This is a genomic window from Streptomyces sp. GbtcB6 (assembly GCF_019091475.1).
In the GTDB taxonomy this organism is placed as follows: Bacteria; Actinomycetota; Actinomycetes; order Streptomycetales; family Streptomycetaceae; genus Streptomyces; species Streptomyces hyaluromycini.
This window is the reverse complement of record NZ_JAGXJL010000050.1, coordinates 1-13,760: the sequence shown is the minus strand read 5'-3', so window position 1 is coordinate 13,760 and position 13,760 is coordinate 1. Positions and strand designations below refer to the sequence as shown.

Below are 13,760 nucleotides of genomic sequence, written 5' to 3'. Positions count from 1 at the left end.
CGTTGTCGATAGGTTGTCGCCCAGCGCGAGAATGTGTGCACAGAGTGAAGAACAGCTGTGCGGGGAGTGTGGATGTCGTGGTGGAATTACGCCTTCTCGGACCCGTGGAGCTCCAGATTCAGGGCCGGACCGCCGAGGTCGGGCCACCACAGCGGCGGACCGTGCTGGCCGCGCTGGCGGTGGACACCGGCCGGCCCGTCGCGGCCGACGTACTGATCAGACGGGTGTGGGGCGCCGATCCGCCGGACGGAGCGCGGCGCGCGTTGCACGCCCATGTCGCACGGCTGCGCCGGCTGTGCGAGCAGACCGAGGGATCGGGACATCCCCGCTTGCGTCTGGTGCGCCGCTCCGGCGGATACCTGCTGGAGGCCCGCGAGGACCAGGTGGACTTCCATCGGTTCCGGCAGTTGGCCGGCCGGGCCCGGGAGACGGAGCGGACGGACGAGGCGCGGGCGGCGCTGCTGCGCGAGGCGCTCGGGCTGTGGCACGGGGAACCGCTGGCCGGGCTCGGCGGGCAGTGGGCGGCACGGGTGCGCGAGGCCTGGCGGCGGCAGCATGTGGACGCCGCGGTCGCCTGGGTGCATGTGGAGTCGCGCGTCAGCGATCCCGTTGCCGTGATCGGCCCGTTGACCGAACTCCTCGAAGCGTACCCGCTCGTGGAACCGCTGACCGAGGCGCTGATGCGGGCGCTGCACGCCGCCGGCCGCAGCGCGGAGGCGCTGGACTGCTACGCCGCCGTCCGCAAGCGGCTCGCCGAGGAGCTCGGCACCGACCCCGGTGCGGAACTGCGGAAGGTCCACGAGGCGATCCTGCGGGGAGGCTTGGCCGAGTCCGTCGCACGGCCGGCGTCCCGTGCACCGGGCCGGGCCGCTCCCCCGGCGCGGCCGTCGGCCGCGGCGACTCCCTGGCCGGGTGCGGCACCGGGCCAACTCCCCATGGGGGTCCAGGGGTTCATCGGTCGCGGTGAGGAGCTCGCCCGGCTGGAGGCCATCCTCGCCTCGGTTGCGGACCAGCCGTCGGCGGTGGTGATCACGGCGGTGTCGGGCACGGCCGGAGTGGGCAAGACCGCGTTGGCCGTGCACTGGGCACGAAGAGCCCAACGAGCCTTCCCCGACGGCCAGTTGTATGTGAACCTGCGCGGCTTCACGCCCAGCGGATCGGTACTGAGCCCCGCCGAGGCGGTACGGGGATTCCTGGACGCCCTGAGTGTGCCGCCGGCCCGTGTCCCGGCGGGCCTGGAGGCCCAGGTCGGCCTGTACCGCAGTCTGCTGGCGGGGCGTCGGGTGCTGGTGGTGCTGGACAACGCGCGCGACGCCGAGCAGGTCCGTCCGCTGCTGCCCGGGGCGCCCGGGTGTCTGGCGTTGATCACCAGCCGGAGGTCGCTGACCGGTCTCGCGGCCACCGAGGGGGCGCAGTTGCTGACCGTCGGCATGCTCGCCGCCGAGGAGGCCAGGGAGTTGCTGATCCGCCGGCTCGGCGCGGAGCGGGTGAAGGCCGATCCCGATGCCGTACGGGAGATCGTCGGCCGGTGCGCCGGCCTGCCGCTCGCGCTCGCGATCGTCGCCGCCCGTGCCGCAGCGCAGCCCGAACTGCCGCTGGCCGCCCTCGCCGAGGAGCTGCGCCTGACCGACCGGCGGCTGGACGCCCTGGACAGCGGGGAGGCGAGCAGTGAGGTACGGGCGGTGTTCTCCTGGTCGTACCGGGCGCTCGGCCAGGAGGCCGCCCGGCTCTTCCGATTACTGGGCCTGCATCCCGGCCCGGACGCCGCGCTCCCGGCCGTCGCCGCGCTGGCCGGCGTGCCTGCCGCCCGTGCCCGTGTGCTGGTGGCCGAACTGGTCCGCGGACATCTGCTCACCGAACAGCCCGCCGGCCGGTACGCCTTCCACGACCTGCTGCGCGCCTACGCGGCCGAGCTGGTCGCCACGCACGACAGCGACGACACCCGGCGCACCGCGGCGCACCGCTTGTTCGACCACTACCTCCACACCGCGCACCGGGCGGACGCCCTGCTGACTCCCCGGCCCAGCCCCACTCCCCTGCCGCCCGCCCAACCGGGCGCCGCCGCCGAGCAGTTGTCCGGCCACCGGCAGGCACAGGCCTGGTTCACCGCCGAGCATCCGGTCCTGCTCGCCGCGGTGGAGCAGGCGCCCGCGGCCGGCCTGCACAGCCACACCTGGCGGCTGGCCTCGGCGCTGACCACCTATCTCGACCGGCACGGCAACCGGCGGGCGCTGATCGCCGCGCACACCGCGGCACTGGACGCCGCCGGGCGCGAGGGCGATGTCGTCGGGCAGGCGGAGGCCCACCGGGGACTCGGGCTCGCCGAGGACCGGCTGGACCGTCCGGACGCGGCCCGCGCGCACTACCTGCGCGCGCTGGAACTGTTCGGCGAGGCCGGCGACCACGCCGGGCGGGCCCGTATCCATCAGCACCTGTCCCGGATGTCCGAGGCCCAGGGCCGGCATCAGCAGGCGCTCGGCCACGCCCACGACAGCCTCGCGCACCACCGAGCCGTCGACGACCGGGCCGGGCAGTCCGCCGCGCTGAACCACATCGGCTGGATACTCGCCCAGCTCGGCGACCACCAGCAGGCACTGACGTACTGCCGCCAGGCGCTGGAACTGGCGCAGGAGACCGGGGACCTCAACGGGCAGGCCCACATCCAGGACAGTCTCGGCTACATCCTCCACCGGCTCGGTGAGCACGCCGAGGCCGTCGACCGCTATCAGCAGGCCCTCGACCTGTTCCACCAGACGGGCGACCGGCACGGCGAGGCCGCCGGTCTCGTCTGTCTCGGCGACGTCCACGGCGCCAACGGACGCCCCTATCCCGCCCGCACCGCGTGGACCCACGCGCTGGCCATCACCGCCGAACTCGGTCTCCCGGACGCCGATCCGCTGCGTGCCGGACTCCTCGAACGACTCGACCTCCCTTCCGCCGACGGCTCCGCTCCCGGACCCGGTTCGGCTCCGGACTGAGGCCGGGCGACGGTTTAGGAAGCCGGTCAGACCGGCCCCGCCGGTCCGCATCGGCCGTGAAGCGCGGCGCATCCGGCAGCCGGGACGGTTACGCCTGGGGCACGGACGTGATGTCGTTGCTCAGCTCACTGTCGAGGACCTGATCATTGGTCTCCTCGGCGATCTCCCTGGCCTGGGCGAATCGGCGCAACGCCGCAGCGGTCGTGCCCAGGGCGGATTCGACCCGGCCGAGTCCTTGCAGCGCCCGGGCCTCGCCCCGGCGGTCGTGCAGTTCCCGGGTCAGTTCCAGGCTTCTGCCGAAGGCACTCGCCGCCGCACCCAGGTCACCGTTGTCGAGCTGGGCCTGTGCGAGACCACGCCACGCGTAGGCCTCGGCCCGTCTGTCTCCGAGATCGTGGAACTCCGCCATCGCCTGCCGGAACAGCGCGATGGCCTCGTCGAGGCGACCCTGGCCACAGTGGACGACCGCGAGACTGCGCACCGCCTGCGCGGTGAGCCGGCGGTCCCCGGCGGTCTCCAACTGCTCGGCGGCAGCGGTCAGCCGCTCCGCGGCAGCGTCCCGCTCACCACGATTGCGGTGGACGATGCCTTGCCCCAGCATGACGGCGGCCATGCCGTGCCGGTCGCCGGATGCCTCGTACCCGGCCAGGGCCTCCTCGTAGGCGGCCATTGCTTCATCGGGCCTGCCCAGGAAACGAGACAGCGCCCCGGCGTCGAACAGTGTGATCGACTCCGCCCAGCGGTTCCCGGAGTGCCGGGCCGCGGCCAACGCCAGGCCCAGAGCCGCGTCCCAGTCGTCCCAGGTGGCCAGCATCTCGAAGAACGGAGCGGCGATGTGGGCGAGTTCCCATGCCGCGTCCCAGAGTTGCCGCTCGTGTGCGAACCGCACGCACGGCACGATGTTGTGCCGCTCGGCGATGAACCACGCGACCGGGTCGCGCAGCAGCCGGTCGCGGTGCTCGGCCTCGATCTCGTGGCGCGGGTGGGTACTGGTCTTGCGCAGCTCCCCCGGCTGGAACCGGTCCTCCGCCTCGGCGGCGAGTGCGAGATACGCGCCGAGAAGCCGGCCGGCCGCGGCGTCGGCCTCGGGTTCGGGCTGCTCGGCGGCGAGTACGCGCAGCAGGTCGTGGAACCGGTAGCGGGCGGCACCGGTCTCGTCGGGGCGTACGGGGTCGAGCAGTTGGGCGACGACGAGTGCGTCCAGGTGGCGCTCGGCGTCGCGCGGTGCGATGTCCATGAGCGCGGCGAGCGGCCACGCCGCGAAGTCGGGTCCGGGAAAGCGGCCGAGCAGCCGGAACGCCCGCTGCTGCTCGTCCGTCAGTCCCTGATAGCTGATCATGAATGTGGATCTGACATCGAGATCTCCGATCTCCAGGTGGTCCAGCCGGTGGCGTTCGTCGGCCAGACGCTCTGCCAGGGCGGGCAGGCCGAGGTCCGGACGCTCGGCCAGGCGCGCCCCCGCGATGCGGATGGCCAGCGGCAGGTGCCCGCACAGTGCCACCAACCGCCGTGCCTCCTGTGGGTCGTTGGCCACCCGGTCCGGGCCGGCGACCCTGCCCAGCAGCTCGACCGCCTCGTCAGGGTTCAGGAGGTCGAGGACGACCGGGTGGGCCCCCTCGATGCTGCTCAGCGGGGCGCGGCTGGTGACGACCACCGCGGAGTCCGGCCCGCCGGGAAGGAGCGGCCGCACCTGCCTGGGTCCGTTGGCGTTGTCGAGGACGATGAGCAGTCGGCGTCCGGCGGTCAGCGTGCGCAACATCTGCTCGCGGTCCTGCTGGGCGTCGGGAATCGCGTGCGGGTCGGTGCCCAGCGACCGGAGGAAGCTGCCCAGCACCTCGGCCGGTTCGGCCGGCGTGGCGTCGTAGCCGCGCAGGTTCGTGAACAGCTGCCCGTCGGGGAAGTCGGCTGCGACACGCTGCGCGGCCCGTACCGCGAGTGTCGTCTTGCCCAGTCCGCCCCGGCCCGAGATCGCGACCAGCGGCCCGGTCGGCCGGTCTCTCGTGCGCAACAGGTCATCGAGTTCCGCCAGTTCGGGCCCGCGGCCGGTGAAGTCGGCGATGTCACGGGGCAGTTCCCGGGGCACCGGACGCTGTGGCACCGACGGCCGCACGGCGCTGCCCGCCTGGAACCAGGCGAGCGCGCCGCCGATCAGCGCGCTCACTCCGGCGAACGCGAACTGCTCCGGTCCCACGTCGCCCAGCACCTGCCAGCCCGCGGCGACCGCGGCGAACGCCCCGGCGGCGCCCGCCACTGCCCAAAGTCCCCGCGCCGCCCGTGAGTTCACATCGCGCATGGTAACCGAGCAGGCACTCGCAGAAGGGAACGACCGTGGGGCCCCGCGGCCCTACCGGACCGGCCCGCCCTCGTACGCCGCGCGCAGCACGCTCAGGGCCTCGTCGGTCGTGACCGGTCTCGGGTTGGCGTACGGCTGCCCGGCGACCTGGGCCGCGGCAACCGCCAAGTCCGGTTCCTTCAGGCCGAGTTCGGCGAGGGAGCGGGGTGCGCCGAGGCGGCCGGCCAGTTCCCGCAGGGCGGTTGGGGCGTCGTCCGCGCCGAGGGCCCGGGCCACGGCGGCGGCCGCCTCCGGGGCGGCGGACGCGTTGAAGGCGAGGGCGTAGGGCAGGACGACGGTGTGGGTCTCGGCGTGCGGGAGGCCGAAGGTGCCGCCGAGGACATGGCACAGCTTGTGGTGCAGGCCCATGGTGGTGGCGCCGAGGCAGGCCCCGCACAGCCAGGCGCCGTACAGGGCGCGGGAGCGGGCCGGTACCGACTCCGGCGCGGCGGCGATCTCGGGCAGGGCGCCCGCCAGCGCCCGTACGCCCTCCTCGGCCATGAGCGCGACCAGCGGCGAGCCGTCGGGGGCGTACAGCGCCTCGACGGCGTGGGCGAGGGCGTTGATCCCGCTGGTCACCGAGAGCGGGACGGGCAGGGAGAGGGTGAGCTCGGGGTCGTAGACGACACTGCGGGGCAGGACGACGGGGTCGCGGCCGGTGCGTTTGACGCCGTGCTCGGTCAGTCCCCAGACCGGGGTCATCTCGGAGCCGGCGTAGGTCGAGGGCACGGCGATCAGCGGGAGTCCGGTGCGCAGCGCGACGGCCTTGCCGAGGCCGATGGCCGAGCCGCCGCCGACGGCCACACAGCCGTCGGCGCCCGCGGCCCGCGCCGCCTCGACGCCCCGGTCGGCGACCTCCACCGGGACGTGCATCCGGGCCCCGGTGTGCAGGCCCGCGCAGGCGTCCCCGAGAGAGTCGGCGACCGCCCGCGCGGTGTCCGCGCCCCGCTCGCCGCTGAGCACCAGCAGCCGCCGCAGCCCGAGGTGCCGGGCCTCCTCGGCGGGTGCGGTGAGCGCGGCGCCGGGCCGGAAGACCACCCGGGCGGGACGGGTCTCGTAGACGAAGTCGAAGGGGTTCACGAGCGCTCCAGGACCAGGTCGAAGCGGGCGTGCCGGAACGGGTTCGGCACGCCGTACTCCTCGGCCAGGGCCGGGTCGTCGGTCGGGGTGAAGTCCTTGACCAGGCTCTCCTTGACCGCGAACACCGCGTCGGAGTCCAGGTACGCACCGCCGGCGACGAAGATGTGCGTGGTGACCGGCGCGTGTCCCGCGGCCGAGACGATGAAGTGGATGTGGGCGGGGCGGTAGGGGTGCCGTCCGGTGGCCTTCAGCAGGGCGCCCACCGGGCCGTCGGTCGGGATCGGGTACTCGCGGGGCACACAGGTCCGGAACCGGAAGCGGCCCTCGTCGTCGGCGGTGAACAGGCCGCGGCCGTTGCCGGGCGGCTGGACGTCGGGCTGCTGCACGTCGTAGAAGCCGTGCGGGTCGGCCTGCCAAACGTCCAGGACCGCGCCGGGCAGCGGAGTGCCGTCGGCGGAGCGGACGACACCGCTGACCACGCAGGGTTCACCGGTGCCCACCAGGTCGATGCCGGCGCCGAGTTCCCGGACCGGGGACTCGGTCATGTGGAAGGGTCCGAGGACGGTCGACTCGGTGCTGCCGGGGTCGCTGTGCCCGTTGACCGTCTCGACCAGCATCGACAGGCCCAGGACGTCGGAGAGCAGGATGAACTCCTGCCGGGTGTCCGTGCAGGTCTGCCCGGTCTCGGTGAGGAACGCGATCGCCGTCTCCCACTCACGCTGGGTCAGCCGGGTCTCGCGGGTGAAGGCGTGCAGATGGCGGATCAGCGAGGTGAGCAGTTCGCGCAGCCGGGGATCGTCGGTGCCCCGCAGGCTGTCGACGGCCTCCGCGGTGACCGCGTCTTCGGATGTCATGCCGGCTCCTTGCCCGGAGGAACAGTGACCTTGAGTGATCGTAAACCCGTTTACCGTTCAATGAACTGCATCGACTCGGCACCTACTTGATGAGCGCGTTGGCGATCACCACGATCACCCCGAGCAACGCGTCGACCATGCCGATGAACACGGCCAACGGCCAACTCCGTGCCGACCAGCGGGCGGTGACGAGTCCGAGGCCGAACAGGATCACGATGTTCAGAACGAAGGCCGGATACTCGACGCCCTTCGGCGGCCACCAGCCCCATCCGGCGCCGGCGAGCAGGAAGACGGTGGGCAGGACCGCCGTGACCAGCGGCCACTCGTCGGCCAGGGTGTGCAGTGCGTCCCAGCGCTGGTGCGGGGCCCGCTCGGCGATGTAGTGGGCGTAGCCGTGCGCGAGGGCGGAGGCGCAGGCGGTGACCAGGAGCCAGAGGGCGTCGTAGCGGCGGCTGGCCGCGGAGGTGTGCCCGTACTGGGTGAGCGCGGCCACCATCGAGCAGGCCAGCACGGCGCCGTAGACCCCGCCGAACAGGACGGCCTCGCGGGTGTCGTGCGCGCGCGGCCGGCCCACGGCCGCCGGGGAGTCAGCCATGTCCTCCACGATCACCCGGCCCGGGCCCGGACGCCACCGGGCACGGCCCGACGAAGTGTCCTCCCACCAGGCCGGATGCCCCACACCCTGTCCACGGCCGGGACACCGGTCGGCTCGCTAGGGTCGCCGTATGACGACGCACAGCTTCGCCCTGCACATCCCCGACGCCGAACTCGAACCCGATCCGCTCGATCCGGCGCAGATCGTCTCCGGCACGCCCGAGGTCACCGGGAAGGTGGTCTGGGAGTCGGCCGACGGCAAGCAGCTCCGTGGCATCTGGCAGATCACCCCGGGCGTGGTCACCGACACCGAGGCGGACGAGCTGTTCGTGGTGGTCAGCGGCTCGGCGACGATCGAGGTCGAGGGCGGGGCGACGTTCACCGTGGGCCCCGGGGACATGGCCGTACTGCGCGCGGGCGACCGTACGACCTGGACGGTGCACGAGACGCTGCGCAAGGCGTACGCGATCAACCTGTGAGTCAGTCCGCGAACGCGCTCAGCGGGTCGTGGGCGCGGGCATGTTGTAGGGCGTGACCACCTGTATCGCCGACGGCAGGGTCGGGCCCGCCGGGGGCAGCGCGCCCTGGGCACGCATCACCAGATGGCAGGCCTCGCGCATGTCCTGGCGCAGGTCGTGGTGGAGGACGGCGGACAGGCGGTGCTCGCGCAGCAGGCGGGTGTTGTCGTGGTCGAGGTCGTGGGCGACGAACACGGCGCACTCCCGGCCGAGGTCGTCGAAGGCGCGCAGGGTGGCGATGTTGCCGCCGCCGATGGAGTAGACGGCGCGGATCTCCGGGTCGCGCTCCAGCGCGGCGCGGACCAGCTCGTACTGGGTGGCGTCCAGCCCCTGTCCCTCGGCGATCTCCACCAGGGTGCGCTCGGGGTGCCTGGCCCGCATGGCGCTGCGGAAGCCCATCTCGCGCTCCTCCTCGTTGCGGAAGAAGCCGCTGCTGAGGCTCGTGAGGACGTTGCCGGGCCGGTCGCCGAGCCACTGGCCCATCAGGTAGGCGGCGGTGGCGCCGGCGGCCCGGTTGTCACTGCCCACGTAGGCCAGCCGACCGCTGGCGGGCAGGTCGGTGACGAGCGTGACGACCGGGATGTCCGCCGATCCGAGGCGCCCGACGGCGGCGGTGACCTCGGGGACGTCCGGCGCCTTGAGGATCACGCCCTGCGAGCCGCGGCGTGCTATCCGGTCCAGCGTCCGCACCAGCTCCTCCACCGGCCCGGTCTCCCGGAAGTGGAACCGGGAGCGCACCACCGCCGGGTGCAGTGCCGACAGCTCGGCCTCCAGCGCACCGCGCACGGCCGTGGTGAACCGCTCGGGCGCGTGCATCACGATGTCGACCATGAAGGTACGGCCCACCAGCCGGACCTGGGTGCGCTGCCGGTCCAGATCGGCGATGGCCCGCTCCACCTCACGGGCGGTGCTATCCCGGACGCCGCCCCTGCCGTTCAGCACCCGGTCCACGGTGGCCTCGCTGAGCCCGGCCTGACGAGCGATCTCACGGATGGGGAAGGGGTGGCCCACGGGCTGCCTCCTTGAAGGGTTTTTGATGGGTCGCTGCTGGTTGTTCGAGGGGTTTGTGCTGACAAGAATGGCAGAGCCCCGCCGTGGCCGTGACCGCGGCCGTGACCGAAAGCAGGACATCGATGTCCCTTGCCGCCGAACAGGGCCGTGCCTGGCTCTCGCAGCAGGACTGCGACCTCGACACCTTCCGTGCCCTGGTCGAGCGGACCACGGACCCTGCCGCCTACCCGCACGCCTCGGCCGTCGAGGACAACGTCCTCGTCTACGACAGCGAGCGGCTGCGCACCGCCGGCGCGGCCCACCAGGTACGGACCGAGCTCGTCCGCGCCCTCACCGACGGTCCCGGCGTCGCCGTCTTCAAGGGCGCGTTCCCCGATCCGAAGGTGGTCGACCGGGCCACCGCGGTGTTCGAGGCGCTCATCTCGGAGCAGCACGAGTCCGGTGCCGTGGCCGGCGACCACTTCGCGGCGCCCGGGGCCAACGAGCGGGTGTGGAACGCCCTGGAGAAGGCGGCGCTGTACGACCCGGAGGTGTTCGCCGACTACTACGCCAACGACATCGTGGCCCTGGTCTCCCGGGCCTGGCTGGGCCCCGGCTACCAGATCACCTCGCAGATCAACCTGGTCAACCCGGGCGGCGCGGCGCAGACCGCGCACCGCGACTACCACCTCGGTTTCCTCTCCGACGAGACGGCGGCGGCCTACCCGGCCCATGTGCACCGCCTCTCCCCCGTGCTCACCCTCCAGGGCGCGGTCGCCCACGGCGACATGCCGGTGGAGTCGGGGCCGACGATGTACCTGCCCTACTCGCAGACCTACGAGCCCGGCTATCTGGCCTGGCGTCGGCCGGAGTTCCAGGACTACTTCAAGGCCCGCCACGTGCAGCTGCCCCTCGCGAAGGGCGACGCGGTGTTCTTCAACCCGGCGGTGTTCCACGCGGCCGGCACCAACCGCACCCTCGACGTGCGCCGGATGGCCAACCTGCTCCAGGTGTCCTCGGCCTTCGGACGCGCCATGGAGACCGTGGACCGGGAGGCGGTGGCCAACGCGGTCTACCCGGTGCTGCGCCGGCGCCGGTCGGAGGGGGCGGGCGAGGCGTGGCTGGAGCACGTCATCGCCGCGAGCGCCGAGGGCTACCCGTTCCCGACCAACCTCGACAGCGATCCGCCGGTCGACGGCATGGCACCGCCCTCGCAGGCGGACCTAGTGCGGCGGGCGCTGCGTGAGGGGTGGGCGCCGCGGGTGCTGCGGGACGGGCTGCGGGCGGCCGCGGCGCGGCGGGAAAGCTGACGGGCCGCCTAATAGCGCCCTCTGTAACAACATCAAGGAGCAACACACCATGCGTATCGGAATCCTCGGCCTCGGCCGTATCGGCGCGTTTCACGCCGAGACCCTCTCCGGGCTCGACGCCGTCGAGTCGCTCGTCTTCACCGACCCGTTCGCGGACGCGGCCAAGGCCGCCGCCGAGAAGTTCGGTGCCGAGGTCGTGGACTCGCCCGAGGCGCTGCTGGCCGCCGGTGTGGACGGCATCGTCGTGGCCGCCGCCACCGACGCCCATCCGGCCCTGATCCTGGCCGGTGTCGAGGCCGGTGTCCCGGTCTTCTGCGAGAAGCCGGTGGCGAAGACGATGGCCGAGGGCGTCGAGGTGCTCCGGGCCGTCCAGGGCAGCGGCGTACCGATCCAGATCGGCTACAACCGCCGCTTCGACGCGGGCTTCGTCGCAGCCCGGGCCGCCGTCCAGGCCGGCGAGCTGGGCAAGCTGCACACCGTCCGCTCCACCACCCTGGACCCGGCCCCGCCGCCGGCCGCGTACATCGCCGCGTCCGGCGGGATCTTCCGGGACTGTTCCGTGCACGACTTCGACATCATCCGCTGGGTGACCGGCCATGAGGTCACCGAGGTGTACGCGGTCGGCGGCAACCGGGGCGCCGACTACATCAAGGAGGCCGGGGACGCCGACACCACCGGCGCGATCCTCACCCTGGACGACGGCACCATCGCGGTGGTCTCCAACTCCCGGCACAACGCCCGTGGTTACGACGTCCGCATGGAGCTGCACGGCTTCGCGGACTCCATCGCCGTCGGTCTGGAGGACAAGCTGCCGCTGCGCTCGGTCGAGCCCGGCGTGACCTTCCCGGCGGGCACCCCGCACGACTTCTTCATGGACCGGTTCACGGCGGCCTACCGCGCCGAACTCACCGCCTTCACCGAGGTCGTGGCCGGCACCCGGCCCTCCCCCTGCACCGTCGAGGACGCCCTGGAGGCCGGCTGGATCGCCGACGCCTGCACGCTGTCCCTGCACGAGCACCGGCCGGTCACCATCGCGGAGGTCCGCGGGGCCTGACACCCTCGGACACTCGCACTACGGCGGGGCGGGGACCGTGTTCCGGTCCCCGCCCCGCCGTTCCGTTCCGTCAGGCCTCTCAGGCCCATCGGACCCGCAGTCCGTCCACGATCAGCGCCAGGATCCGCGGCGTCCGTGCCCCGGCGTCATCACGCGCCGGGTCGATCCGGAGGATCCGACGCCGATCCGCTACCGCCGGTCGAAGACCCCCGCCGAGCCGGCGGCCTGGGAGTTCATCCGGGGGCACGACGGGCCGACCGAGCTGACCACCGTGCTCCCCGGTGCGGTGTTCGGGCCGGTGCTGACCACGGACACCGCCGGTTCCGTCGGGATCGTCGCCCGGATGCCGTCCGGGGCGATGCCCGGGTGCCGCGGATCGGGCCGGACGGCCCGGCAGACGGTGCCGGACAGCGCCGAGAGCCTGCTCGCCCACGGCGCGGTCCGCGTCCCGGCGGCGGCTCAGAGGCCGTAACGCACCGCGAACTCGTCCGGGTCGTAGGCGTCCCGGTCCGGGTCGTGCGGGATCGCCGGCGTGGTCTCCACCATGTCCTCCGGGCGGATCCTCTCGGGCAGCGCGCCGAACCGCTCCTTGCGTGTCACGGCCTCGGCCGCGGTCTCCTCGTGGCTCATGTTCGTCCTCCCCGTCGTAGCGGACGTCACCCGTCACCCGTCAAAACGCGTGCGCCCCGGCGGGTGTTCCCGAACCCGCCGGGGCGCACGGGACCGCGCGGATCTCTCCGCGCGGTCCCCGGGAAGCGGCTGTCAGGCGCCGCAGGACCTCAGGAACTTCCGGGTGCGCACCGCGATGGGGAGCGGCTTGTCCGGCTCGCAGGGGTACATGTCCTGCTCGACGATCGCGAACAGGTCGACTCCCAGCCGCTGCGCCGCCGTCAGCACCGGCGCCAGCTCCGGTACGCCGGCGGGCGGTTCGCACATCACGCCCTGGGCCACGGCCGGCCCGAACGGCGTGCCCTTGGCCTGGACGTCGGCCAGGATCGCCGGGTCCACCTGCTTGAGGTGGAGGTAGCCGATCCGCTCGCCGTACGTCTCGATCAGCTTGACGCTGTCGCCGCCGCAGTAGGCGTAGTGGCCGGTGTCCAGGCAGAGGTTGACCAACTCCGTGTCGGTCGAGTCGAGGAAGTGCTCGACGTGCTCCTCGGTGTCGATGTGGGTGTCGGCGTGCGGATGGACGACGATGTCCAGGCCGTACGCCTCCTTCACCTCGTGGCCGAGCCGTTCCATGCCCTTGGTGAGGTGGGCCCACTGCTCGCCGGTCAGCTCCGGCGGCTCCAGGATCTCGGCGGTCTTGTCGTCCCGCCAGAAGGACGGGATGACCACCAGGTGCTTCGCCCCCATCGCCTGGGTGAGCGCGGCGACCTGGCTGACGTGCTCCCAGGTCGACTCCCAGACGGCCGGGCCGCGGTGCAGGCCCGTGAAGACCGTGCCCGCCGAGACCTTCAGGTCCCGCTTCGCGATCTCGTCGGTGAGGCGGGCCGGGTCGGTGGGGAGGTAGCCGTACGGGCCCAGTTCGATCCAGGAGTAGCCGGCCTCGGCGACCTCGTCGAGGAAGCGTTCCCAGGGGACCTGCCGGGGGTCGTCCGGGAACCAGACGCCCCAGGAGTCGGGAGCCGAGCCGACCCGGATGCGGTCGAGAGCGTCGGTCATGGGCTCAGGAATTTCCTTCCGAACCGGTCCCGACGGGTGCGCCGAGGTCTTCCTCTTCGGGGAGTTCCTCGGTGTCGACGCCGCGGACCTGGGACAACTCGTGCTTGAGGGCCGCGAGTTCGGCGCCGCCGGCCATGTGGTTGGTGAGTTCCTCCAGGGTGATGGCGCTGCGTTCGGCGGAGAGTTCGAGGGTGCCCAGGCGCAGCACGCTGAAGTGGTCGCCGACCATGTAGGCGTGGTGGGGGTTGTGGGTGATGAAGATGACGCCGAGGCCGCGTTCGCGGGCGGCGGCGATGTACTTCAGGACCACGCCGGACTGTTTGACGCCGAGGGCGGCGGTGGGCTCGTCCAGGATGAGGACGCGGGCGCCGAAGTAGACGGCGCG

Annotated in this window: 12 protein-coding genes and 1 pseudogene; 5 read left to right on the top strand and 8 right to left on the bottom strand. The window is 72.7% G+C overall.

What is annotated here, in order from left to right:
• Nucleotides 1-104 precede the first annotated feature (104 nt).
• A complete protein-coding gene (locus KVT45_RS44680) occupies nucleotides 105-2,978 on the top strand; it encodes a tetratricopeptide repeat protein (protein ID WP_308311049.1) in 2,874 nt (957 codons plus the stop codon).
• Nucleotides 2,979-3,066: 88 nt separating this feature from the next.
• On the opposite strand, the gene KVT45_RS44675 is transcribed toward KVT45_RS44680, so the two are convergent.
• From KVT45_RS44675 to KVT45_RS44660, 4 genes are all read right to left on the bottom strand, one after another.
• On the bottom strand, nucleotides 3,067-5,262 hold the full coding sequence (locus tag KVT45_RS44675) for a tetratricopeptide repeat protein (protein ID WP_217555414.1): 2,196 nt from the start codon (nucleotides 5,260-5,262) through the stop codon (nucleotides 3,067-3,069).
• A 60-nt stretch (nucleotides 5,263-5,322) separates the two neighbouring features.
• Entirely contained in the window at nucleotides 5,323-6,390 is a 1,068-nt protein-coding gene (locus KVT45_RS44670) for a maleylacetate reductase (RefSeq protein ID WP_217555412.1), read from the bottom strand.
• A complete protein-coding gene (locus KVT45_RS44665; RefSeq protein ID WP_217555410.1) occupies nucleotides 6,387-7,244 on the bottom strand; it encodes an intradiol ring-cleavage dioxygenase in 858 nt (285 codons plus the stop codon). Before KVT45_RS44665 ends, KVT45_RS44670 begins: the two co-directional genes overlap by 4 nt.
• A gap of 82 nt (nucleotides 7,245-7,326) precedes the next feature.
• Nucleotides 7,327-7,839 (bottom strand): hypothetical protein, encoded by a 513-nt coding sequence (locus tag KVT45_RS44660; protein ID WP_217555408.1) that lies wholly within the window; start codon nucleotides 7,837-7,839, stop codon nucleotides 7,327-7,329.
• A gap of 130 nt (nucleotides 7,840-7,969) precedes the next feature.
• On the opposite strand from KVT45_RS44660, the gene KVT45_RS44655 reads away from it, so the two are divergent.
• The gene (locus KVT45_RS44655) at nucleotides 7,970-8,317 is read left to right on the top strand and encodes a cupin domain-containing protein (RefSeq protein WP_217555406.1); all 348 of its coding nucleotides are present in this window, start codon (nucleotides 7,970-7,972) and stop codon (nucleotides 8,315-8,317) included.
• Between the two features lie 18 nt (nucleotides 8,318-8,335).
• Here KVT45_RS44655 and KVT45_RS44650 read toward each other — a convergent pair whose 3' ends face one another.
• Nucleotides 8,336-9,367: a LacI family DNA-binding transcriptional regulator gene (locus tag KVT45_RS44650; RefSeq protein ID WP_217555404.1), complete on the bottom strand. Its 1,032-nt coding sequence runs from the start codon at nucleotides 9,365-9,367 to the stop codon at nucleotides 8,336-8,338.
• Nucleotides 9,368-9,489: 122 nt separating this feature from the next.
• Here KVT45_RS44650 and KVT45_RS44645 point away from each other — a divergent pair, with 122 nt between their 5' ends.
• The 3 genes from KVT45_RS44645 to KVT45_RS56990 are packed head-to-tail and all read left to right on the top strand — an operon-like array spanning nucleotide 9,490 to nucleotide 12,182.
• Complete coding sequence (locus tag KVT45_RS44645) at nucleotides 9,490-10,656, top strand: phytanoyl-CoA dioxygenase family protein (protein WP_217555402.1); 1,167 nt, start codon at nucleotides 9,490-9,492, stop codon at nucleotides 10,654-10,656.
• Between the two features lie 49 nt (nucleotides 10,657-10,705).
• Nucleotides 10,706-11,710 (top strand): Gfo/Idh/MocA family oxidoreductase, encoded by a 1,005-nt coding sequence (locus tag KVT45_RS44640; protein WP_217555400.1) that lies wholly within the window; start codon nucleotides 10,706-10,708, stop codon nucleotides 11,708-11,710.
• A 37-nt stretch (nucleotides 11,711-11,747) separates the two neighbouring features.
• Complete coding sequence (locus tag KVT45_RS56990; RefSeq protein WP_254648268.1) at nucleotides 11,748-12,182, top strand: hypothetical protein; 435 nt, start codon at nucleotides 11,748-11,750, stop codon at nucleotides 12,180-12,182.
• On the opposite strand, the gene KVT45_RS44630 is transcribed toward KVT45_RS56990, so the two are convergent.
• The 3 genes and pseudogenes from KVT45_RS44630 to KVT45_RS44620 form a co-directional block, all read right to left on the bottom strand.
• Nucleotides 12,170-12,340, bottom strand: a complete 171-nt coding sequence (locus tag KVT45_RS44630) for a hypothetical protein (RefSeq protein ID WP_217555398.1) — start codon at nucleotides 12,338-12,340, stop codon at nucleotides 12,170-12,172. The genes KVT45_RS56990 and KVT45_RS44630 overlap by 13 nt on opposite strands.
• 132 nt (nucleotides 12,341-12,472) lie before the next feature.
• Nucleotides 12,473-13,375: a sugar phosphate isomerase/epimerase gene (locus KVT45_RS44625; RefSeq protein WP_217555396.1), complete on the bottom strand. Its 903-nt coding sequence runs from the start codon at nucleotides 13,373-13,375 to the stop codon at nucleotides 12,473-12,475.
• Between the two features lie 4 nt (nucleotides 13,376-13,379).
• A pseudogene (locus KVT45_RS44620) lies at nucleotides 13,380-13,760 on the bottom strand (sugar ABC transporter ATP-binding protein); the annotation flags it as partial.

Bases quoted from the DNA above. Each gene is read 5' to 3' on its own strand.
- KVT45_RS44665 (WP_217555410.1), bottom strand. From the start codon at position 7,244: ATGACATCCGAAGACGCGGTCACCGCGGAGGCCGTCGACAGCCTGCGG.
- KVT45_RS44660 (WP_217555408.1), bottom strand. From the start codon at position 7,839: ATGGCTGACTCCCCGGCGGCCGTGGGCCGGCCGCGCGCGCACGACACC.
- KVT45_RS44655 (WP_217555406.1), top strand. From the start codon at position 7,970: ATGACGACGCACAGCTTCGCCCTGCACATCCCCGACGCCGAACTCGAA.
- KVT45_RS44645 (WP_217555402.1), top strand. From the start codon at position 9,490: ATGTCCCTTGCCGCCGAACAGGGCCGTGCCTGGCTCTCGCAGCAGGAC.
- KVT45_RS44640 (WP_217555400.1), top strand. From the start codon at position 10,706: ATGCGTATCGGAATCCTCGGCCTCGGCCGTATCGGCGCGTTTCACGCC.
- KVT45_RS44630 (WP_217555398.1), bottom strand. From the start codon at position 12,340: ATGAGCCACGAGGAGACCGCGGCCGAGGCCGTGACACGCAAGGAGCGG.
- KVT45_RS44625 (WP_217555396.1), bottom strand. From the start codon at position 13,375: ATGACCGACGCTCTCGACCGCATCCGGGTCGGCTCGGCTCCCGACTCC.